We start from the raw sequence: 19,679 nt of genomic DNA, 5'->3' as shown, positions 1-19,679 counted from the left end.
GGCGACCACCGCGATCGACAGATAGAAGATCGCGTCCTGCCGGAACAGGAGCGGCCCGAAAAACGGAATCTCGGAGAGTAGTGGTATCGCGATCGGCTGCAGCTTGATCCCCTGCATTCCGAGAAAACTCTCGCCGAGCATGCCGGAAACGCCGAGCCCCAGAAGCGTCAAGGCCAGTCCGGTCGCCACCTGGTTGGCGACAAGCGTCAGGGTAAGGAAGGCAAACAGGAGCGAGAACAACGCCCCACTGGCGATGCCGGCCAGTAGGCCGACATAGGGCTCCCCGCTAAGCTGCGTTGCAGCAAAGGCGCAGACGGCGCCCATGATCATCATGCCTTCGACGCCTAGATTGAGGACCCCCGATCGCTCCGCGACAAGTTCGCCCGCAGCGGCAAGGACGAGCGGGGTAGCCGCCGTGATGACGCTCAACAGGATTGCTTCAACGATGCCCATCAGTGGCTTCCATCCGTCTTGATCGCGGCGAGCCTCTCCCACACGAGCCTTATGCGATAGTGAATAAGCGTGTCGCAGGACAGCACGAAGAAGAGCAACAGTCCCTGAAACACACGCGTGACCTTCTCCGACACGCCGATCGAGAGCTGTGCCGCTTCGCCGCCGAGATAGGTCAGCGCCAGGACCAGACCGGCGGCGATGATGCCGAGCGGATTGAGGCGGCCGAGAAAGGCCACGATGATCGCCGTGAAGCCGTAGCCGGGCGAGATCACCGGCCGCAGTTGCTGGATGGCGCCGCTCACTTCCGCAATGCCGGCAAGCCCAGCCAATGCCCCCGAAAACAGCATCGAAAACCAGATCATCTTGCGCGACGAAAAGCCGGCAAAGCGCCCTGCCCGCGCGGACTGGCCGAGAACGGTGATTTCGAATCCTCTCAGCGTGTAACGCATCATGAACCAGACCAGGACGGCGGCAATGATCGCGAAGCCGAAGCCCCAATGCGTGCGCCCCGAGGCAAGCATCTCAGGAAGGATCGCATCGGCAGCAAACGTGCGGGTTTCCGGAAAATTCATGCCCTGCGGATTGCGCCAGGGGCCGCGCACGATCCAGTCGAGAAAGAGTTGGGCGACGTAGACCAGCATCAGGCTCGTCAGGATTTCGTTGGTGTTCATATGCGCCTTGAGGAAGGCCGGTATCGCAGCGAAGAGAGCGCCGCCAAGCATGCCGAGCACCATCATCATCGGCAGCACCATCGGCGATTGCCAGTCGTAGAAGACGACGGGCAGGATCGAGCCCGCGATCGCCCCCATGATGAATTGTCCTTCGGCCCCGATGTTCCAGTTGTTGGACCGGAAGCAGACGGAGAGGCCGACACCGATCAGGATCAGCGGCGCGGCCTTGATTGCCAATTCGTGTAGCGACCAGACTTCGCTCAAGGGTTCGACGAAGAAGCTGTAGAGCGCGATAGCTGGATTCTTGCCAAGCAGCGCGAACATGATTCCGCCGAAGATCATGGTCAGCGCGAAAGCGATGAACGGCGACAGAATTGAGAACAGCGCCGAAACCTGAGCGCGTTTTTCGAGTTCAATGCGCATGCGCCGCTCCCGCGCCTTCCGTCTTGGCGTACATGCCCCCCATCAATAGACCGATCTTCTCACGGGACAGTTCCCATGCCGGATAAGGATCGGAAAGGCGCCCTTCGCTGATGACGGCGATCTCGGTCGCCACCTCGAATATTTCGTCCAGATCCTGGCTGATGACGAGCACCGCCGATCCTGCCTTGGCAAGATCGACCAGAGCCTGACGGATGCGGCTTGCCGCCCCGGCGTCAACGCCCCAGGTCGGCTGGTTCACCACGAGCACGGATGGCTGGCGATCGAGTTCACGGCCGACGATGAATTTTTGCAGGTTACCGCCCGAAAGCGAGCCCGCCGGCGGGTCCTCGCCGCTCTTGCGAACATCCATGGCCTCGGAAATCCGCCTGGTCGCAGCCTTCACTGCACTTTGGCGGATGATCTTGAGGAATCCGCCACCGAGAAACGCCCGCTTGTCGGATTGACTGCGTGCCAAAACCAGATTGTCCGACAGGGAAAGCGCCGCGACCGCCGCGTGCCCATGCCGCTCCTCGGGGACGAAACCGGCCCCCATCAGACGCCGCGCGTTGATGTTCCTGGTTCCAACAGGCCTCTGCCGTATCTGCACCGCGTTATCGTCCGCAACCGGATATTCCCCCGAGAGCGCGTCGAAAAGCTCGCTCTGGCCATTGCCGGCAACACCGGCGATCGCCAGCACTTCACCCGCCCGAACCTTGAGACAGATGTTCTTCAGCGAAACCGCAAAAGGCGTGCGCGCCGGGACCGAAAGATGGCGTGCCTCCAGCTGCACGTCGCCCTTGATGTTCGTGCCTTCCGGCGTCACCGGCGCCACATCGCTTCCGACCATCATCCGCGCCAGCGAGGCCGGCGTTTCCGCACGCGGATCGCAAGCGCCGGTCACCCTGCCGTGCCGCAGAACCGTCGCCCGGTCGCAGATGCGCTGAACCTCCTCGAGACGATGGCTGATATAGAGGACCGAACGCCCTTCGGCCTTCAGCTTCTGCAGTGTCTCGAACAGGCGGTCGGCCTCCTGAGGTGTCAGCACAGAGGTCGGCTCGTCAAGAATGATCAACTGCGGATTTTGCAAAAGCGCGCGCACGATTTCGATCCGCTGGCGCTCGCCGACAGAAAGATCGGCGACATGCGCTTTCGGGTCGAGCGGCAGGCCATAGGCGTGCGAAAGTCGCGACGCCTCGTCGGCGACGCGGGCAAGCGACACGTTCCGATCCATCGAAAGCGCGATGTTCTCCGCGACCGTGAGCGCCTCGAACAAGGAAAAATGCTGGAAAACCATGCCGATGCCGAGCTTGCGGGCGTCACTGGGGCTGGCGACACGCACCGGTTCACCCTGCCACGCTATCTCGCCGGCCGTGGGCGCGAGAACGCCGAAGAGCATCTTCACCAAGGTGGACTTGCCCGCCCCGTTCTCACCGAGCAGAGCGTGGATCTCTCCGGGCTCTATCTGCAGATTGATCGCGTTGCAGGCTGCGAACGAGCCGAACAATTTCGTCAGGTTGCTCACAGCCAACAATGGACCGCTCGCAGTTTGTCCCTTAACAGGCACGCTGCCCTCTTTTCCCCTCTTTTTGATCCCCGCCCACCTTCAGGTTTTGGTCACGGGATCAACAACGTCGTTCCACTCGTTTTTCTTGTTTCCAGATCCGTATGCGCCCGGCCGGCCTCGGCGAGCGGATAAGTCTGATTGATATTGATACGCACTTTGTTGCTTTGCACAACATCAAACAGGGAATTTGCACACGCCTCCAGCGCCGGCCGCGTTGCGACATAGGTGAAAAGCGTCGGGCGTGTTGCAAAGAGCGCGCCTTTCTGCGCCAGCAAGCCGATGTTGAACGCCTCCACCGGGCCGGAAGAATTGCCGAAACTGACCCACAGGCCGCGCGGTTTCAGGCAATCCAGCGAGGCTGGAAAAGTATCACGGCCGACGGAGTCGTAAACGACGTCGACGCCTCGCCCGCCCGTCAACTCCTTTACCCGCGTGACGAAATTCTCCGTCCCATAGTTGATCACATGGTCGTAGCCGTGGGCGAGAGCGAGATCGATCTTCTCCTGGGATCCCGCCGTGCCGATCACGGTCGCGCCCAGCGCCTTCGCCCACTGCCCGGCAATCAGGCCAACGCCGCCGGCGGCCGCATGAAAGAGCAATGTCGTCTCCGGACCGACCTTGAAAGTCTGGTTGAGGAGGTATTGGGCGGTCATGCCCTTCAGCATCATCGCAGCCGCCGTCTCCAGGCTGATGCCGTCGGGGACCTTCAGCAGTTGCGACGCCTCGACATTGCGTTCGCTCGCATAGGCACCATCGGCGGAAGCGTAGGCAACGCGGTCGCCGACCGAAAACAGGTTCACGCCATCGCCTACGGCGGTGACGATGCCGGCCCCCTCCTTACCCGGAATGAACGGCAGGCCGGTCGCCGACTTGTAGAGGCCCGTCCGGAAATAGACGTCGATAAAGTTGAGACCTACCGCCACTTGCCGGATCTGAACCTCATCCGGGCCAGGGGCCGACAGCGTGACCCCTTCCATTTTCAGGACTTCGGGTCCACCGAGTTCGCGAACAACGATCGCCTGTGCCATGGTCAACTCCTACATGCGGCCGAGATTGGGGAATATCTGTAGAACAAAACCGATGACGTAGAGATAGACCCCGGTCACCACGACGCCAATAGCTACCCAGGCGGGCGTCTCGAAATGCAGAAGCAGAGCATAGATGCCGAGCGCGGACCATAGCAGGAAGACGCCGAGATTGAGCGGCCTCAGCCTTTCGACGCGCACGGGATGCAGGAAATTGATCGGCAGGAACGTCAGCACGACGGAAAGGAAAACGACGATCGACGCGGTCAGTTCGCTTGCCTGGATGACGAAGAGCGTGAAGACGACCATGTTCCAGACGACCGGAAAACCGGAAAAGAAATACTCGTCCGTCTTCATTCCCATGTCCGCATAGTAGATAGCGCTCGATACGACGATAGCGCCGGCGGCCACGAAGGACCAGGGCTCACCGATCATGCCGCTTTGATAAAGCGCGAATGCGGGCAGCAAGACGTAGGTCACGTAGTCGATGACGTTGTCGAGCGTATCTCCCGACCAGTTGGGCAGCACTTCCTTGACCCGCACCTTACGTGCGATCGGCCCGTCGATGCCGTCGACGAGCAGTGCCAGCCCGAGCCACCAGAACATGTCGACGAAACGATGCTCGGCCGCCGCCACGACGCCGAGAAAGGCGAGGAACGAACCGGAAGCCGTCAGGATATGTACGGAGAAGGCCCTTATCTCGGCGTAAGGAACTCTTCGGTAGTTAAAGAACTTCATGGGCGACGCCGCCTATCCCCTACATCCCGTCTTTTTTCGCGACCAAGAGGTCACGCCTGGACCGCATCGGCGGCACTTTGGCCGTAATATGCACCGTTTGCGATGCATCGCCAGCAAAATTCAAGTGCAAAAGCATCGCAAAGGAATTGTCCTGTGGACATGCGGCGATTGCTGCAGTGCTCATTCAGCCCATTTATTTCAATGACCTATGCGAGTAGAACAGTCGCCGAGGTATCAAGAAATGCGCGAGGATGCGCGCGGGAAGAGGTCCCTGTCGGCTATGGATCACTACGACATCGTCATTATCGGAGCGGGCCTTGCAGGGTCACTCGCTGCGATCGCGCTGGCGCGAAACGGCCACCAGGTCGCATTGATCGGGCCAAAGCCCGCAATCGCCGATGGACGCACCACCGCGCTCATGGACCAGTCGATCGAATACCTCAAGAAACTCGATCTCTGGGACGAGATCGTGCCGCTGACGGCGCCGCTCGTCGCCATTCATATCATCGACGGAACAAAGCGGCTGTTGCGTGCGCCGCCGGTCAATTTCAGGGCGTCGGAAGTAGGATTGGAGGCATTCGGCTACAACATTCCGAATGCACCGTTCCTCGAAATCCTGGAGAAGCATGAAGCCGGGTTGCCGACGCTCGACCGGCTGACCGCGGCGGCAACGATCTTCGACCTCGCAGAAGAGGAAGTAAGGGTCGGGCTCGACGACGGCCGAACGGTCACCGCCGACCTGATCATTGGCGCGGACGGGCGGCGCTCTGCCGTGCGTGAGGCCGCGGGCATCGCCGTGCATACGTGGTCCTATCCGCAAACGGCTGTCGTGCTGAATTTCGGCCACGAGCTTCCGCACCAGGACGTGTCGACCGAGTTCCACACCGAAGCCGGGCCGTTCACGCAGGTTCCGCTCCCTGGCAACCGCTCAAGCCTCGTATGGGTCCAGAAGCCGCGCGATGCGGACGAGACGCTGAAGCTCGCGCCGGACATGCTTTCACGCGTCATCGAGGATCGGCTGCAATCCATTCTCGGCAAGGTTACGGCGGAGGGCATTCCGCAGTCCTTCCCGCTCTCCGGCATGACCGCCCGCCGCTTCGGCAAGGGGCGCATCATCCTCGTTGGCGAAGCTGCTCATGCCTTTCCACCGATCGGCGCCCAGGGTCTCAATCTCAGCCTCCGCGATGTCATGACGCTCGTCGAACTCGTGGGAACCGCGACCGGCAACAAACTGCCGGTCGGCACCGGCGACCGGTTCGACAGCCGCAGGCGGATCGATATCGTCAGCAGAACCGCGAGCGTGGATCTTCTCAACCGCTCCCTGCTCTCCGGATTCCTTCCGGTTCAGGCGCTGCGCGCCGTCGGCTTGCATCTGCTCTCGTCCGCGGGTCCGCTTCGCGGCCTGCTGATGCGCGAAGGCATTCATCCCGGCAGCACCATTACCGCGCTCAAGGAAAGCTTATGGGAAAAGGTCAGCCGGAAGAGCGCCTGAGCGGATCAGATAAAGCAGGCCCGTTACGGTTGCGACCGACAGCAGCGTCGTGATCAGGATCGTCGCCGAGGCGCGCTCCTGCCAGACGTGATACTGATGGGCGATCACAAAGACATTCGTCGCCGTGGGCAACGAGGCGAGGAGCACCGCCGTCTGCACCCAGACAGGATCATAGCCACCGCCGAGGCTGAGCGCCGCATACATCAGTAGGGGGTGAAGGATCAGCTTCACCGGAACGATGTAACCGATTTCGACGGGAATCCGTTTGATCGGCCTCAGTGCCAGCGTAACGCCCATGGCAAAGAGCGCGCAAGGAGCAGCCGCCTGCGCCAGATAGTCGATCAGCCTTTGCAATGGCACCGGTGGCTGCACAGCAAGAAACGCCGCGGCGACACCGGCCAATGTCGAAAGAATGAAGGGATGCAGCGCAATCCTGCGCGCAATGTCGAGCGCGAGGACGGCAGGCGGCTCCTTCCGACCGCCCGCAGCGGCCATCATTGCGGGCGCAACCGTGAAATGCGCCGCATTCTCGAAGCAGAAGATCAGCGCAACGGGAACGGCCGCCGCCTCACCCAGCGCAAGCAACGCCAATCCCGGCCCCATGTAACCGATGTTGCCATAGGCGGCGGCAAATCCCTGGATCGTCGCCTCCGGGATGGTGCTCCGGCGCAGAAACACTCCGGCCGCGAAGATCAGTGCAAAGACGACATAGGTCGTCCCGACACTGGTCAGAATAAAGTCAGCGCGCGTCAACTGCTCGACCGGTGTGCGTGAGACCAGCTTGAAGAAAAGCGCGGGCAAGGCGAGATAAATGATGAACGTGTTCAGCCAACCCATCGCTTCGCCCGGATGATCGACGAAGCGAGCAGCGACATAACCGAGAAAGATCAGCCCGAAGAAGGGCAGCACCAAGCCTGCAATTTCCGTCATGTCCCCTTCCCTCGCCGCCACCGTGTTTACAGCGCCGGGCGTCTAATCAGACGCGCAAAGGTCGCTGTAAAGCTTTGAGTTTCTGCATGATTTGCCCTTAAATCGATTCCGATATAGGGAATCATGCAGTAGCGCGATTCCAGGGAAAGCATGTAACGGTTTTCCGTCCGGAGTTGCGTCGTTTCAAAGAGTTAAGCGTTTCACCGTTTCAATTGAACGGCGAAACGCGCTAGCCGATTTGCATCAGGATGGGAAAGGTCTGCTGGAACCAGATCGCGACCGAACTGACGAAGCCGAAGAGGAAGGCGAGGCCCGCCAGAACGAGCAGTGCGCCCATCAGCTTCTCGACGAGGCCGAGATGACGCCTGAAGCGCGAGAGAAACTGCATGAAAGCACCGGAAAACCCGGCTGCGATCCAGAACGGAACGGCAAGGCCGAGCGAATAGATCGCCAAAAGCAGCGCGCCGTCGGCTACCGTGTCGCGCGCGGCAGCGACCCCGAGAATGGTGCCTAGCACAGGGCCGATGCAGGGTGTCCAACCGAACGCAAAGGCAAGGCCCATGATATAGGCACCCGACAGCGTCGCCGGCTTGCCGCCACCCTGAAAGCGCGCCTCGCGCGCAAGCAGGCCGATCCGGAAAACGCCAAGGAAATGCAGCCCCATGAGGATGATTATGATGCCGCCGATGCGCGACAGCAGATCCATGTATTGCCGCAACAGGAGACCGATCGACGATGCCCCAGCCCCAAGCGCGACGAAGACGGTCGCAAAGCCGAGCGTGAAGAACAAAGCCGCCGGCAGCACGGCACGCCGGGTGCTGGCGATCGCGACGGTATCGCCACCGCGAAACTGGTCAACGGAGACGCCGGCCATATAGCAGAGGTATGGCGGGACCAGTGGCAGGACACAGGGCGAAAGAAAGGACAGAGCGCCTGCGAGGATGGCTGTCCAGATGGAAATATCGGCAATCGACAACGGCTACAACTCCGGCACTCGGCATATCGCCTCTCTATACGTATACGTATACAGTGAAACCAATCACCTTTTGGCGATCATTTTGCCGCACGCATCGCTGCCCTCGACCATCGAATCGGGATGAGGACACCAGGTTCCGCATTGACGCTGACACGGCACTTATGCAAATCGGCGGCATTCTCGATTTCGCTTCGATCCGAATGCATAAGCGCCATACAACGCAATTTTTGGGTTGACCACGACGAAGCTCGCGTGCATATGTCCGCCCACTTCCACCGGGCTTCACGGCCGCGGCGCGGGAGCGCGTAGCTCAGTCGGTAGAGCAACTGACTTTTAATCAGTAGGTCCAGGGTTCGAATCCCTGCGCGCTCACCACCTAAATCGCCAATGAAATAAACGGTTTGCGTGCATTTTCTAACGTTACGATGATGGCTCGTTGACGATATTTGCGGCACATTTCCGGCTTTTGCGGCACATGATTGGCGCATGGCAGCAATGGAAACGGCTTACCAAAAGCGTCTTCCGCGCTAGGCTCTCGCTCGCTGAGGCAAGGTATTCCATTTCCGAGAATCGCTACGAGCTTCGCAAAGAAACCGACGGCACGTGGACGATATTTGACATCTTCACGGGTATGCCGGCACGCGTGAACGATGTTGAGCAGGTCGGTCTGGAGATCGAGAAGGCTGACGTTCTGGTCGACTTGCTGAACGAATTCTACACAATGCGACGAGCCGGAAGTGTGCATTGAGGGACAGCTCTCCGCGCGCTGCGAAAGCTAGTCAGGGCTCTGCTCGCAAAGCCATGCTTCAGCCAGCGCAGCGCGAATGACCGCCGGCACTGGCCAATCAGCTAAAAATTATCCGCTTCTATTTTCCGGCATACAACGTCCTGGACTGCTCCAAGACTTACGTCGAATTTTGCAGCCCCTGTCGGCTAACCTTACGATGCCAGCGCGTCCAGCAGTGTCAGTTCCGACACCACCCGGTTCCGCCCGGCGTGCTTTGCCATGTAGAGGAACTGGTCGGCGGCGTGGAGATAATTGTCAAAGGCTTCCTGGGCCTCGATGGTCGCAAGGCCGATCGAGATCGTGATCGTTAGTTCCTCGTCGTCGGCGACGATCTTCGAGCGTTCCATTTCGAGCCGCAGCCGCTCGCAGAAGTCATAGGCGCGACGGACATCGAGCGCATTGAAGAGAATGCCGAACTCCTCGCCGCCGAGGCGCGCAAGGAGGTGCTCCTCGCCCACCAGCGACTTCAGCCGCCGCGCCACGTGCTTCAGCACGATGTCGCCGATCTCGTGGCCATAGGTATCATTGAGGCGCTTGAAATGGTCGATGTCGACGACTGCGATCGAGGCGCCTGCGCCGCGCCTCAGGCATTGCTCGACGAGGCGTGGCCCTGTGAGGAAAAAATGGCGCCGGTTATAGATGTTCGTCAGATAATCGCTCGCCGCCATCCGGCGAAGGGCCTGCAGGCGCTTGTGCATGGCGATAGCCTGCGCCACCCGCGCGTCAAATTCCGCTTCAAGGAAAGGCTTTCGGATGAAGTCCACGCCGCCGGCCTCGAGAAACCGCGCCGCCAGCCGGGCATCGCCGTCATCGGAGAGGCCGATGACCGGCGCGGCATCCTCGCCCTGGCGGTTGCGAATTTCCGCGACCAGCACCGCGCCAGTCATGTCGTCGAGCTCCGTCTCGGTGACGATGAGATCGACAGCCTCGCCGGCATCGAGAAATTGCAGGGCCTCTCCGGCCGTGGTCGCCTCGACGATCGAGTAGCGCTGCCGGCGCAAAAGGCCGGCGATATCGTAGCGCGAGGTCCTGTTGGGATTGACGACCAGCACTGTCGTCCGGCCCTCGGTCAGGACTCGATCGACCGCCGAGATCAGCCGCTTGATCGACTCCGGTTCGTTCTTGACGATGCAGTCCAGCACGTCCTTGCCGAGGATCTTCTCGCGCGTGCCGTCGTTGAAGGCAGCGGTGAAGACGATCGCCGGCAAACGACTGGAGAGAACGAAGTCAAGCGCTTCGCAGTTCGGCCCATCGGGCAGGTTGAGGTCGAGCACCGCGAGCGAGAATTCGTCAGGTCCGGCCGCAAGCTCGGTCTTCACTGCTTGGAACGTTCCGCAGTGCGTGACCCGCGCGCCGAGCGTGGTTTCGAGCCCGTATTTCAACGCCGTCGCGAACATGCGCGAATCTTCGATGAGCAGCAACCGCTTGTCGCGATGCTTCTGCACGCAGTTCGCCTGCCCGGACGTGCGACGTAGTCTCAAAATCCCAGCAGCCCCCATCCCTGCAGCACCAGCGGCCCGCCAGAGCTGCCAGCTAACTGCAACCAATTTAATTCATGCATGCGGTTGCATGATGCCTTGAATCGGCTCCGATCCAGGGATTCATGCAGCGGGTTCATGCATTGGCCGCAGGCGTGCTTCCCGAGGATGACGCTGGCCCCAAAACGATTGCGCCGGTACCGACCCTCATTTGCCGAGTTGCCATTCGGCAGGGTCTGTCACCGGGTTTCCCCATTTCTTATTTCAAATGGATTGAAAGGCCTGCCGGTTGCGATTTCGTTAACGCGGCAACCGGCGGTGCGAAATAGGATACGCGGCTTACCCGCGAGGCGTCGGAAGGGAAGCCGGATCACGCCGGGATTTTCATCTTGCCGCTCAGCGTCCGGATCTTCGTCAGCGTGTCGAGGTTCTGGTTGACCCGGCAGTAGAACTCCTCATTGACGAAGGGGCGCACGACGAAATCGTTGCCGCCGGCCTTGAGGAACCGGGCGGAAAGCAGCCGGTTCGTCGAGGACGAGACACCGATGACGCGCAGCTGATGCGGGCCGTATGCCGCGCGGATGCGGCGCGTCAGCTCGAAGCCGTCGATATCCGGCATGTTGTAGTCGGTGATGACGAGCGCGATATCGGGATTGTCCTTGAGGATTTCGAGCGCGGCGGCACCGCTCTCGGCCGAGCTCGTGCGGAAATTGTAGCGTTTCAGCTGCGTCGTCAGAAGCGCGCGCGCCGTCGGGCTGTCGTCGACGATCAGCACGTGATGCTTCTGGTTGGTCAGAAAGCGGCAGACCGACTCCGCCAGCATGTCGACGGCGAAGACGCTGTCCTTGATGACATAGTCGACGATGTCCTTGGCCAGGATCGCCTCACGCGTCTTCTCCTGGAAGGAGCCGGTGAAGACGATCGTCGGTACGCTCATCTCGATCAGGTAGTTCAGCGCCTCGCCGTTTTCGGCACCCGGGAGATTGATGTTGGAGATCGCGAGCGAGGCCGGAAAAGAAGCGTTCTCGACAGCGAACTGCAGATCCTCGTAGTCGCGGCAGACGATCACGTCGATGTCGAACAGCTCCTTCAGCCGCTTCGAGACCATCGAGGCAAAGAGGTTTGAGTCCTCGGCAAGCACGATGCGGTGCTCGCCAAGGGATTCGCCGGAATAGTACATTCCGGAAACGCCGAAGAATGACATTGATCGCCTATGAGAAAGAGTGTCCCGGAAAGCATGCTAGGGGCAAAAGCTTTTATTGGGGGTTAATGCTACCCGACAGCTGAATTGCTGTTTCGCCGCGATGATATGGAAGTCTTGAACCCATTCCCATAGAACGAGGACCATGATCGATTTTGCTGGCCAAGTTCTCATCCTGACGGGCACGCCAGGATCCGGAAAAACGACGACAGCGCAGGCCCTTGCAAGGGAGCCGGGGGCGCCGAAGGTGCATCTTCACGCCGATGATTTCTGGCATTTCATCAAGCACGGCGCGATTGCGCCCTATCTGCCCGAATCCGCCGGGCAGAACAGGGTCGTCATCGATGTTCTGGCAAGGGCTGCAGAGGGATATGCGCGCGGCGGCTATTTCGTCGTTGTGGACGGTATCGTCGGACCCTGGTTCCTGCCGGCATTCAAGGCCCTGACTGTGCCGCTGCATTACATCGTCCTTCGCCCGCCGCTAGACCTCGCCATCAGGCGTTGCCGCGAACGCGGCGGCGATGCGCTGACCGATCCCGGCCCGATTGCGGAGCTTCACAGGCAACTCTCGACACTCGGAGAGCTTGAACGGCATGCCCTGCGGACGGAGGACTGGAGCCGCGAGCAGATGCTGCGAAAGGTGATTGCGGCCGTGGAAAGCGGAGCATTTCGCCTCTAGCCGTGACTGTATGGGCGAAACGGCAGGGCAGACCGTTTCAACTCTGCCCCGCTCGGCTGGCGATCTTCCTATTCGAACATGCCTTTCGGCGTCTCGCCCTTCAGAAACGGTTCGATGAAGGCATGCAGCAACTGCGGCTGTTTGATGACGGCGGTGTGCGACGTCGCCGGCAGGACGGCGAGGCGCGACGCCGGCAGCGGCTTGCCCATGTCGCCCATGACGCCGCCGCCGAGCAGCCGGAACAGCGCTACTGAATGTTCGAGGGTCGCGACATCGGCGTCACCGGTGACGATCAGCACGGGAGTCTTCAGCGCCTTCACGTCCGCCTCCCATGCCATCGGCTCCTTTTCGAGCTGGATCAACTTCTTGACCAGGTCGGGAAACCCGTCCGGGTTGGCCGCGAGCTTGCGAAACTCTTCCGCAAACGGCATCGCCAGGAACATCTCGACCGTCATCTGCGGGATGAACTCCTTAAAGGCCGGCTGCCAGCCCTCGGCATCGTAGGCGACGGAAGCGGCGACGAGCTTGTTGACCTTCTCCGGGTGGCGGACAGCAAGCTGCAGTCCGGCGGCGGAACCCATGGAATAGCCGAAGACATCGGCCTTCTCGATGCCGGCGGCATCCATGAACGCCGCGACATCGTCCGCCAAGTTGGGATAGGTGATCGGCCTGTCGATGTCGGTGGTGCGGCCGTGGCCTTGCAGCTCGAGTGCGTAGACCTTGTGGGTCTCGGCAAGCTTGGGGATGATCTCGCCCATCGACGGGATGTTCATGTAGGCGCCGTGGAGCACGATCAGCGGATCGCCCTCGCCCGACACCTCGTAATACATCTGCATGCCGTTGACCTCGACCCGATCTCCCACGGGTTCGGATTGAGCGAGCACGGGGCCTGCGACAAGCAGCGCCCCGGCTATCAGAGCGGTACGGAACATCTATTTCCCTCCTCGTTCGTGCGCGGCACATGCCGGCGTCGACAATAAGACGAACGGCCTTTGCGCACTCCTACATGCGCTCCGGATTTTATGTCGGGCGATACTTCCCGTCAGCGGGGCAATGACAAATCCACTGTCCGTGCCGCGATTTCCGTATAGAATGCGCGCATGGGTGAAGCTCAGACTTTGTTCGATGCACTGCGCCAATCGGTCAAGCCGGAGATCGTCGATGCCTTCGAGCGGCTCGTTCGGGATGCGCCGGACCGCAAGCTCTGCCGCATCAACGCGCTTGCCTTCGCGGCGGCCGAAGGGCTCGATGAGGAGCAGACGATCGCGGGCTTCCTGCATGCCTCCCATCACGGCATCTTCGAATTGTCCTGGAACGTGCTCTGCCCGGGCTGCGGCGGCGTGCTCGACGCCAATACGTCGCTCAAATCCGTGCAGCGCGAGGAATATACCTGCGCGCTCTGCGCCGCCGGCTACGAGCCGACGCTCGACGAAATGGTTGAGGTAACCTTCACGGTGAGCCCGCGGGTGCGCCACATCGAGGGGCACAGTCCGCACGAGCTGCCGCCCGCCGAATATTTCCGCCAGGTCTACTGGGGCTCTGGCGTCGACCTCCCGGAAGAGGGATTTGAAGCGAAGATCGACGAGTTCATGATCGAGGCGCTCGAATTGCCGCCCGGCGAGAGGGCCGTGATCGCGCTGCAACTTCCGGCGCAGTTCGTCATCATCTTCGAGCCGGTGACGCATGCGGCGCAATTCCTGGAGGTCACGGGCGAGCCGACCAAGGAGCGAAGGAACCTCGCCCTCGTTTTCGACCGCGGCCACCGCCACAACGAGACCTTGCGCCTCCAGCCCGGGCCGCTGAGGATCCAGGTGGAGAACCACGCCGAGGTCCGCACTCTACCTTCGGTGTGCATCGCGAACGACGTGCTCCACGATATGCTCGGCCGCCGGCGACCATTCCTGACAGCCAAGCGCCTGCTTTCCAACCAGACGTTTCGCGACCTTTATCGCACCGACACGATCGACGTCGACCAGCGGCTGAAGATCACCAGCCTCACCTTTCTCTTTACCGACCTGCGCGGCTCGACCGAACTTTACGAACGTGTCGGCGACCTCGCGGCCTTCGATCTGGTGAAGACCCATTTCAGCGTCCTGAACGAGATCGTCGCGGCCGAGGCCGGCGCCGTGGTCAAGACGATCGGCGACGCGGTGATGGCGACCTTCCCGACACCGGACCGGGCCGTCGCCGCCGCGATGCGAATGCGCGATGCGATGCGCGAACTCAACGAGGAGCGCGGCAGCGAGGACCTGCTCCTGAAGATTGGCATCCACGAGGGACCGTGCATCGCCGTCAGCCTCAACGAACGCCAGGACTATTTCGGCCAGACCGTCAACATCGCCTCGCGCGTCCAGCACCTCGCCACCTCGCGCGAGATCTTTGCGACCGGTTCCGTTGTCGAGGACCCGCGCGCGTTGAGCCTCCTCAGCGACCGCGGACTTAATCCCATGTCGCACAACGTCACGCTTCGCGGCATCACCAACGAGATCAGCATTTTCGCGATCCCGTGAACGTGGGACGCGGTAGCGCCGGGGCGACGCCTGCCCCATCGTTCATTGCCAATTCAGGCTCGATGGCCGAATATCATGGCAATGCAAGGAGAAAGACATGCGGATCCAGCTTGCCCTGTTTGCTGCCGTGGCGCTATTTGCTGCCTTGGCGATGACGACCGGCACCGCGGAGGCCGGGAGCCAGTCGTCGAATTCGAGCTCGAACAGCTCGTCCAACAACGGCGTCGTCCGCGAGCGGATCGTCGAAACCTATTGCGAAGACGGCTATTGCCAACGCTACGTTCTGCGGCGGGTATATCGCGACCATGGCCACGACGGCGGCCCACGCTATCGCGAACGCTACTATGACGACGATGATTGAGGTCATTGGCCTGATCACTGGCATACGTTAGCTTACCGCCGTCGACAATGTCCCACGAGGTGCACCATGGTGTCCCGAACAGCCTCCTGCTCCTGCGGCCAGTTGCGGATCGACGTCCAGGGCGAACCGCTCGGCATCGGCGTTTGCCACTGCCTCGCCTGCCAGCGGCGCACGGGCAGCGTCTTTGCGGCGCTGGCAGCCTTCGCCGCCCCCTACGAGGTTTCCGGCACCGCAACCGAATATGTGCGCGTCGGCGATCAAGGGGCGCGGTTCAGGTTCCGCTTCTGCCCTGTCTGCGGGACGAACCTCTTCCACACAGAGGAAGGTTACGAGGGATCGTCTGTCGCGGTTGCCGTCGGCGCCTTCGCCGATCCCAGCTTTCCGCCGCCCGAAGACTCGGTCTACGATTGCCGCAGGCACTCCTGGGTACAGCTGCCGCCGGGAATAAGGATCTACGACAAGGATCCAACCTGAGGCAAAGCTCAGCGTCACAGGTTGTCAGCTGCGGCGATGATCTCGGCCGCGGTCGGGAAAGTGCAGAGGCTGTCCGGCCCGTCGCGCGCCTCGAGCTGCGCCCAGCGGACGATGCCGTCTGCATCAACCAGGAAGTGCCCGACGAGCTGCGTGCCGTGATTCGCAAAGATCGCGTTGTCGGTTTCGTCTGGCTCGAACCCGTCCTTAGCGTTGAGCACCACGTTGGCGGCCATCGGCTGCAACGGTTGCGGCAGCTCGCCGGTCGGGTTGATGCGCGCCCCTTCGAACTGTTCGACTTCCGCGCGAGAAGGCCACTCGGGCTCTTCGCTGCCCTCGGGCAGGAATTCGATGCGCGGGACGCCGAACGCCCGGTGCGTGCGGCAATCCGGGTCGCAAAGAAGGATTACCGGCGTCGGCTGGTGGCGGAAATAGAGGCGCGCGCGCTCCACCGGCGTGTTGATCACGGCGAGCGTCTCCACCCCGGCGGCGTGCAGGACAGGCTGCACGCGGGCAAGTTGCTTAATCTGACGCCGGCAGAACGGGCAGTGCAGCCCGCGAAAGAAGCCTATCAGGAACGGGCGGCCACGCAGGCTGTCGAGGGAGACGGTGCCCTCGGCGTTGGCCGCGGGGAGCGCGAAGGCAGACGCGGCTTCTCCCGGCTGCAGCGGACGTATCGGCTCTCCCATCGGAAGTTCCCCTGTGGTGTCGTTCAGATGAAGACGGCCAATGACCGTAGCACGTGCCGCGGGAATGCGCAGCGCCGAATCCCTTATCGATCTGACGTTGCGTCCCGCGCCGCGCCGTTGGGGCGCGCTGATCTCGCAGGCCCCTATCGCGTCAGCCGGGCCTCGGTCCAGCCTAATGCCCTGAGGTCTTCGACGCGCGCCTCGCCATTGTCGGCGAGGATGAATTCGTCGATCTGCGGCGGCGGGACGCTCGTTCCCGAAAGCATCGAATGGATCTGGCCGCGGTGGTGCTGGCCGTGCAGGAAAACGTGAAGCAGCGTATCGGCGACGGTTTCGCTAAGTGTCCTCTCCGGCCAGGGAATGCTGATCTTGCGCGCAAGCTCCTCGACCGTCAGGCTCTCGCTGAAGCCGATCAGCCATTCGTCGACCTCCGCCCGTTCGGTCGCAAATTCGGCCGCCGTCGCGCGGCTTCCCGGCGGTCCCTGCAGGCCGGGCCGTTCGCCGCGCAGCATGTCGATATAATACCGGTCGGCATTCAGGAGATGGACCATTGTCTCCTTGAGCGACGGGAAAAAGGACGTGCGCGGCGCCTCCCATTCGCCGGGACTGAGCGCCATGCAGGCGCGATCCAGCCGCGCATTGGCAAGGCGGGCGTTGCGCGCAAGCTGGCGGTAGGGCCGGCATATAAAATCCTGCGGCAGGGTCATGCCACGCATAGTGGGACGATTGCGACGGCGCGTCCAGCCGGCAATTGTCGTCACTCCCCCTGCAGCGACTGGAGCGTTTCACCGTCTTGTCGAACGGTGAAACGCTCCAGTCCTTGATCACAACGCAATTCCGGACTGTTGCATACTCTCCCCTGAATTGCTTAGAGCCGCGCCTCGAGGATCAGGTTGAATGGCGTCTCCGTCGCCCGGCGGAAGCGGTTGAAGCCGGCCTTGCGGAAGACATCCGCGAGCCGTGCCTCGCCCGCCTGGGCGCCGAGCACGAGGTGGCCGCCATCGGAAATCGCATGGGCGCAGCAGATCGTCGTCGAGGCGGCATAGTAGATTCTCGCGACCGGAGAGATATTGTCCTCGACCTGATCGCTGGCGAAGGGCTCCACCAGCATCACCGTCCCCTCGCCTGCCAGCGCCTTTGCCGCATGCGCCGCCGCGGCGACCGGGTCGCCCATGTCGTGCAGGCAATCGAAGAAGCAGATCAGGTCGTAATCCGCCCCCGGGTAGTTGTCCGCCCGCGCGGTCGCAAAGGTGACCCGGTCCGAGACGCCCGCCTCCGCCGCAACCTTGCGCGCCTCGGCCACCGATTCCGGGTGCGTATCGAAGCCACGGAACCGCGAGGCCGGAAAGGCCTTCGCCATAAGCACCGTAGAATGCCCATGCCCGCAGCCGACATCGGCCACGCGAGCGCCGGCCCGGAGCTTCTCGACGACGCCGTCGAGAGCCGGCAGCCATTCGGCGACCAGGCTTGCCTTGTAGGCGTTCCTGTAGAAGGCGGCGACGCCGCAATAAAGCCGGCCATCATGATCGCCCCAGGGAATGCCCGTGCCGCTGCGGAAAGCCTCCACCGCCTTCTGCTCATCCGACCACATGGAGGCAGGGACCGACCAGGCGTTGGGGATGAAGACAGGGCTGTCCTCCTCCGCGAGCACAAGCGCCTGTTCCGGCGACAGCTCGTAGGTGCCGCTTACCGCATGATAGGTTACATAACCGCCCGCCACCTGGGAGCCCAGCCATTCGCGAACGTAACGTTCCGCGCAGCCCGCGCGGCTCGCCAGTTCGTTCGAAGTGAGCGGACCGGCTCCGGCCATCGCCTTGTAGAGGCCGAGGCGATTGCCGAGGCTTACCATCACGCCGCCGTAACCCGCCGAGAGATCGCCGATCGCCCGCGAGACGAGCGCATCGAGCTTCGCCTGATCGATCCTGTTGTTGTCCAGCTTTTCCATGTTCGTGCTCCCTGTCATCCATCCGAAGGTCCAAGGATTTGAAGGATCGCATCTGCGGTGACCAGGCGGCAGAGCGGGATTGTCCGGAATCGGGCCGTTTGCGCCATGCGCCGTCTCGCGGTAGAACTTATTCACCGACGTGGCGCCGCCCGCCTTTCATGGATTCGAGATGCCGCGCAACACCGCCGAGACCGGATCACACCCGCTTCATGTGAGCCTCGTCGCCATACCCGAGGCGGTCGTGTCGACGCTGAGCGGCATTTTCGACGTGATGAACGCCTTTGCCGTGCTTCCTCCACCCGGCCACGCCCCATCCGGGGCGCCGCCGTTTCGGGTCGAGATCGTGGGACTGCAGCCAGGACCGCTGGAACTCGCCAGTCGCGTGCCGGTGATCGTTCAGCGCGGCATCGCCGCGCTCGAGACGACCGACATCGTGATCGTCCCCTCTATCCTGCTCGGACCAGACGGATGGCAGAAGGGTCGGCATCCGGATCTGGTCGAGTGGCTCGGCGCTATGCATCGCCGCGGCGCGCTTCTGTGCTCGGCCTGCTCGGGCCTTTTCCTGCTCGCCGAGACGGGACTTTTTAACGGCGTCGATGCGACGGTGCATTTCGGATACGCTCAGGCCTTTCAGAGCACCTTCCCGAAGGTGACGATCCACCCTGAACGCGTTCTGGTCGTCTCCGGGGAGCGCGAGGAACTGATCACGTCGGGCGCCTCGATGACCTGGCATGATCTGGCGCTCTATCTGATCGCCCGCCACGCCGGAGCAACGGCGGCACAGACCGTTGCGCGCTACTTCGCGCTGCAATGGCATTAGGACGGGCTCGCGCCCTACATCGTCTTCGAGGGGCGCAACGACCACGGAGACGTCGCGATTCGGGCGGCGCAGGAATGGATCTCGACGCATTTCTCCGTCGCCAACCCGCTGGAGGAGATGGTCCGCCGCGCCGGACTCACCGAACGCACGTTCAAGCGTCGCTTCACCGGAGCAACCGGTCTGAGCCCGATCGCCTACGTGCAGCGGCTGAGGATCGAGGACGCCAAACGCCGGCTTGAACGAACGGAAGCCCCGGTCGATGAGATCAGCTGGCAGGTCGGCTACGAGGACCCCGCCTTCTTCCGCCGCCTCTTCAAGCGCGTCACGGCGTTGACGCCGGGAAGCTACCGCCGGCGTTTCAGGATTCCCGACTACGCCCGCCCGCAGCGGAGGAAATAGCGGGGACTGCACCGTCTGAACGTCCCAAGCGGCGATTTTTGTTGAACCGCAGTCGGTGTCGTCCTCT

The 19,679-nt window shown here is 62.0% G+C and carries 19 protein-coding genes, 1 tRNA gene and 1 pseudogene; 7 read left to right on the top strand and 14 right to left on the bottom strand.

The window, feature by feature from the left end:
• The 5 genes from QN219_RS31340 to pcsA all read right to left on the bottom strand — a co-directional run.
• The coding region (locus QN219_RS31340) for an ABC transporter permease subunit (protein WP_405052296.1) at window positions 1–453 on the bottom strand (453 nt) is incomplete at its 3' end.
• Window positions 453–1,547, bottom strand: coding sequence for an ABC transporter permease (locus QN219_RS31335; RefSeq protein ID WP_284004332.1), 1,095 nt, complete (start codon window positions 1,545–1,547; stop codon window positions 453–455). The genes QN219_RS31335 and QN219_RS31340, both read right to left, overlap by 1 nt.
• Window positions 1,537–3,111: an ABC transporter ATP-binding protein gene (locus QN219_RS31330; protein WP_284004331.1), complete on the bottom strand. Its 1,575-nt coding sequence runs from the start codon at window positions 3,109–3,111 to the stop codon at window positions 1,537–1,539. Before QN219_RS31330 ends, QN219_RS31335 begins: the two co-directional genes overlap by 11 nt.
• A 50-nt stretch (window positions 3,112–3,161) precedes the next feature.
• The gene (locus QN219_RS31325) at window positions 3,162–4,139 is read right to left on the bottom strand and encodes a quinone oxidoreductase (protein WP_284004330.1); all 978 of its coding nucleotides are present in this window, start codon (window positions 4,137–4,139) and stop codon (window positions 3,162–3,164) included.
• 9 nt (window positions 4,140–4,148) lie between these two features.
• Window positions 4,149–4,874 carry a phosphatidylcholine synthase gene (gene pcsA / locus QN219_RS31320; protein ID WP_173512909.1) on the bottom strand — a complete coding sequence of 242 codons (726 nt, stop codon included), beginning with the start codon at window positions 4,872–4,874 and terminating at the stop codon, window positions 4,149–4,151.
• 280 nt (window positions 4,875–5,154) lie between these two features.
• Here pcsA and QN219_RS31315 point away from each other — a divergent pair, with 280 nt between their 5' ends.
• Window positions 5,155–6,366 carry a UbiH/UbiF family hydroxylase gene (locus QN219_RS31315; RefSeq protein ID WP_284004337.1) on the top strand — a complete coding sequence of 404 codons (1,212 nt, stop codon included), beginning with the start codon at window positions 5,155–5,157 and terminating at the stop codon, window positions 6,364–6,366.
• Here the strand turns inward: QN219_RS31315 and QN219_RS31310 are convergent.
• Entirely contained in the window at window positions 6,334–7,296 is a 963-nt protein-coding gene (locus QN219_RS31310) for an AEC family transporter (RefSeq protein WP_284004329.1), read from the bottom strand. The genes QN219_RS31315 and QN219_RS31310 overlap by 33 nt on opposite strands.
• A gap of 229 nt (window positions 7,297–7,525) precedes the next feature.
• Entirely contained in the window at window positions 7,526–8,272 is a 747-nt protein-coding gene (locus QN219_RS31305; protein ID WP_284004328.1) for a cytochrome c biogenesis CcdA family protein, read from the bottom strand.
• Window positions 8,273–8,571: 299 nt separating this feature from the next.
• Between QN219_RS31305 and QN219_RS31300 the strand changes: the two genes are divergently transcribed.
• Window positions 8,572–8,647, top strand: a tRNA-Lys gene (locus QN219_RS31300).
• Between the two features lies 1 nt (window position 8,648).
• Here the strand turns inward: QN219_RS31300 and QN219_RS33910 are convergent.
• The 3 genes from QN219_RS33910 to QN219_RS31285 form a co-directional block, all read right to left on the bottom strand.
• The gene (locus tag QN219_RS33910) at window positions 8,649–9,017 is read right to left on the bottom strand and encodes a hypothetical protein (protein ID WP_289624328.1); all 369 of its coding nucleotides are present in this window, start codon (window positions 9,015–9,017) and stop codon (window positions 8,649–8,651) included.
• Between the two features lie 194 nt (window positions 9,018–9,211).
• A complete protein-coding gene (locus QN219_RS31290) occupies window positions 9,212–10,504 on the bottom strand; it encodes a diguanylate cyclase (protein WP_284004327.1) in 1,293 nt (430 codons plus the stop codon).
• A 403-nt stretch (window positions 10,505–10,907) separates the two neighbouring features.
• Window positions 10,908–11,741: a response regulator gene (locus tag QN219_RS31285; RefSeq protein ID WP_284004326.1), complete on the bottom strand. Its 834-nt coding sequence runs from the start codon at window positions 11,739–11,741 to the stop codon at window positions 10,908–10,910.
• A gap of 142 nt (window positions 11,742–11,883) precedes the next feature.
• On the opposite strand from QN219_RS31285, the gene QN219_RS31280 reads away from it, so the two are divergent.
• Window positions 11,884–12,417 (top strand): AAA family ATPase, encoded by a 534-nt coding sequence (locus QN219_RS31280; RefSeq protein WP_289624324.1) that lies wholly within the window; start codon window positions 11,884–11,886, stop codon window positions 12,415–12,417.
• A 68-nt stretch (window positions 12,418–12,485) separates the two neighbouring features.
• On the opposite strand, the gene QN219_RS31275 is transcribed toward QN219_RS31280, so the two are convergent.
• Window positions 12,486–13,349 (bottom strand): alpha/beta hydrolase, encoded by an 864-nt coding sequence (locus QN219_RS31275; RefSeq protein WP_284004325.1) that lies wholly within the window; start codon window positions 13,347–13,349, stop codon window positions 12,486–12,488.
• A 168-nt stretch (window positions 13,350–13,517) separates the two neighbouring features.
• Between QN219_RS31275 and QN219_RS31270 the strand changes: the two genes are divergently transcribed.
• From QN219_RS31270 to QN219_RS31260, 3 genes are all read left to right on the top strand, one after another.
• Window positions 13,518–14,927 carry an adenylate/guanylate cyclase domain-containing protein gene (locus QN219_RS31270; RefSeq protein WP_284004324.1) on the top strand — a complete coding sequence of 470 codons (1,410 nt, stop codon included), beginning with the start codon at window positions 13,518–13,520 and terminating at the stop codon, window positions 14,925–14,927.
• 97 nt (window positions 14,928–15,024) lie between these two features.
• Window positions 15,025–15,288 (top strand): hypothetical protein, encoded by a 264-nt coding sequence (locus QN219_RS31265; RefSeq protein WP_284004323.1) that lies wholly within the window; start codon window positions 15,025–15,027, stop codon window positions 15,286–15,288.
• A gap of 66 nt (window positions 15,289–15,354) precedes the next feature.
• Window positions 15,355–15,762 (top strand): GFA family protein, encoded by a 408-nt coding sequence (locus QN219_RS31260; protein WP_284004322.1) that lies wholly within the window; start codon window positions 15,355–15,357, stop codon window positions 15,760–15,762.
• A gap of 14 nt (window positions 15,763–15,776) precedes the next feature.
• Here the strand turns inward: QN219_RS31260 and QN219_RS31255 are convergent, their stop codons facing one another.
• From QN219_RS31255 to QN219_RS31245, 3 genes are all read right to left on the bottom strand, one after another.
• The gene (locus QN219_RS31255; protein ID WP_284004321.1) at window positions 15,777–16,448 is read right to left on the bottom strand and encodes a redoxin domain-containing protein; all 672 of its coding nucleotides are present in this window, start codon (window positions 16,446–16,448) and stop codon (window positions 15,777–15,779) included.
• A gap of 143 nt (window positions 16,449–16,591) precedes the next feature.
• Complete coding sequence (locus tag QN219_RS31250; protein ID WP_284004320.1) at window positions 16,592–17,209, bottom strand: DinB family protein; 618 nt, start codon at window positions 17,207–17,209, stop codon at window positions 16,592–16,594.
• A 107-nt stretch (window positions 17,210–17,316) separates the two neighbouring features.
• Window positions 17,317–18,393 carry a class I SAM-dependent methyltransferase gene (locus QN219_RS31245; protein WP_284004319.1) on the bottom strand — a complete coding sequence of 359 codons (1,077 nt, stop codon included), beginning with the start codon at window positions 18,391–18,393 and terminating at the stop codon, window positions 17,317–17,319.
• Between the two features lie 169 nt (window positions 18,394–18,562).
• Between QN219_RS31245 and QN219_RS31240 the strand changes: the two are divergent.
• A pseudogene (locus tag QN219_RS31240) lies at window positions 18,563–19,612 on the top strand (GlxA family transcriptional regulator).
• Window positions 19,613–19,679: the final 67 nt, after the last annotated feature.

This window comes from Sinorhizobium sp. 8-89, assembly GCF_030124325.1.
Lineage (GTDB): Bacteria > Pseudomonadota > Alphaproteobacteria > Rhizobiales > Rhizobiaceae > Sinorhizobium.
This window is presented reverse-complemented; position numbering and strand designations above follow the sequence as displayed.

What these genes read in the sequence shown, in the direction of transcription:
- QN219_RS31280 (WP_289624324.1), top strand. Translation starts at nt 11,884, where the DNA reads ATGATCGATTTTGCTGGCCAAGTTCTCATCCTGACGGGCACGCCAGGA.
- QN219_RS33910 (WP_289624328.1), bottom strand. Translation starts at nt 9,017, where the DNA reads ATGCACACTTCCGGCTCGTCGCATTGTGTAGAATTCGTTCAGCAAGTC.
- QN219_RS31335 (WP_284004332.1), bottom strand. Translation starts at nt 1,547, where the DNA reads ATGCGCATTGAACTCGAAAAACGCGCTCAGGTTTCGGCGCTGTTCTCA.
- QN219_RS31245 (WP_284004319.1), bottom strand. Translation starts at nt 18,393, where the DNA reads ATGGAAAAGCTGGACAACAACAGGATCGATCAGGCGAAGCTCGATGCG.
- QN219_RS31285 (WP_284004326.1), bottom strand. Translation starts at nt 11,741, where the DNA reads ATGTCATTCTTCGGCGTTTCCGGAATGTACTATTCCGGCGAATCCCTT.
- QN219_RS31275 (WP_284004325.1), bottom strand. Translation starts at nt 13,349, where the DNA reads ATGTTCCGTACCGCTCTGATAGCCGGGGCGCTGCTTGTCGCAGGCCCC.
- QN219_RS31260 (WP_284004322.1), top strand. Translation starts at nt 15,355, where the DNA reads ATGGTGTCCCGAACAGCCTCCTGCTCCTGCGGCCAGTTGCGGATCGAC.
- pcsA (WP_173512909.1), bottom strand. Translation starts at nt 4,874, where the DNA reads ATGAAGTTCTTTAACTACCGAAGAGTTCCTTACGCCGAGATAAGGGCC.
- QN219_RS31270 (WP_284004324.1), top strand. Translation starts at nt 13,518, where the DNA reads ATGGGTGAAGCTCAGACTTTGTTCGATGCACTGCGCCAATCGGTCAAG.
- QN219_RS31315 (WP_284004337.1), top strand. Translation starts at nt 5,155, where the DNA reads ATGGATCACTACGACATCGTCATTATCGGAGCGGGCCTTGCAGGGTCA.
- QN219_RS31310 (WP_284004329.1), bottom strand. Translation starts at nt 7,296, where the DNA reads ATGACGGAAATTGCAGGCTTGGTGCTGCCCTTCTTCGGGCTGATCTTT.
- QN219_RS31255 (WP_284004321.1), bottom strand. Translation starts at nt 16,448, where the DNA reads ATGGGAGAGCCGATACGTCCGCTGCAGCCGGGAGAAGCCGCGTCTGCC.
- QN219_RS31265 (WP_284004323.1), top strand. Translation starts at nt 15,025, where the DNA reads ATGCGGATCCAGCTTGCCCTGTTTGCTGCCGTGGCGCTATTTGCTGCC.
- QN219_RS31325 (WP_284004330.1), bottom strand. Translation starts at nt 4,139, where the DNA reads ATGGCACAGGCGATCGTTGTTCGCGAACTCGGTGGACCCGAAGTCCTG.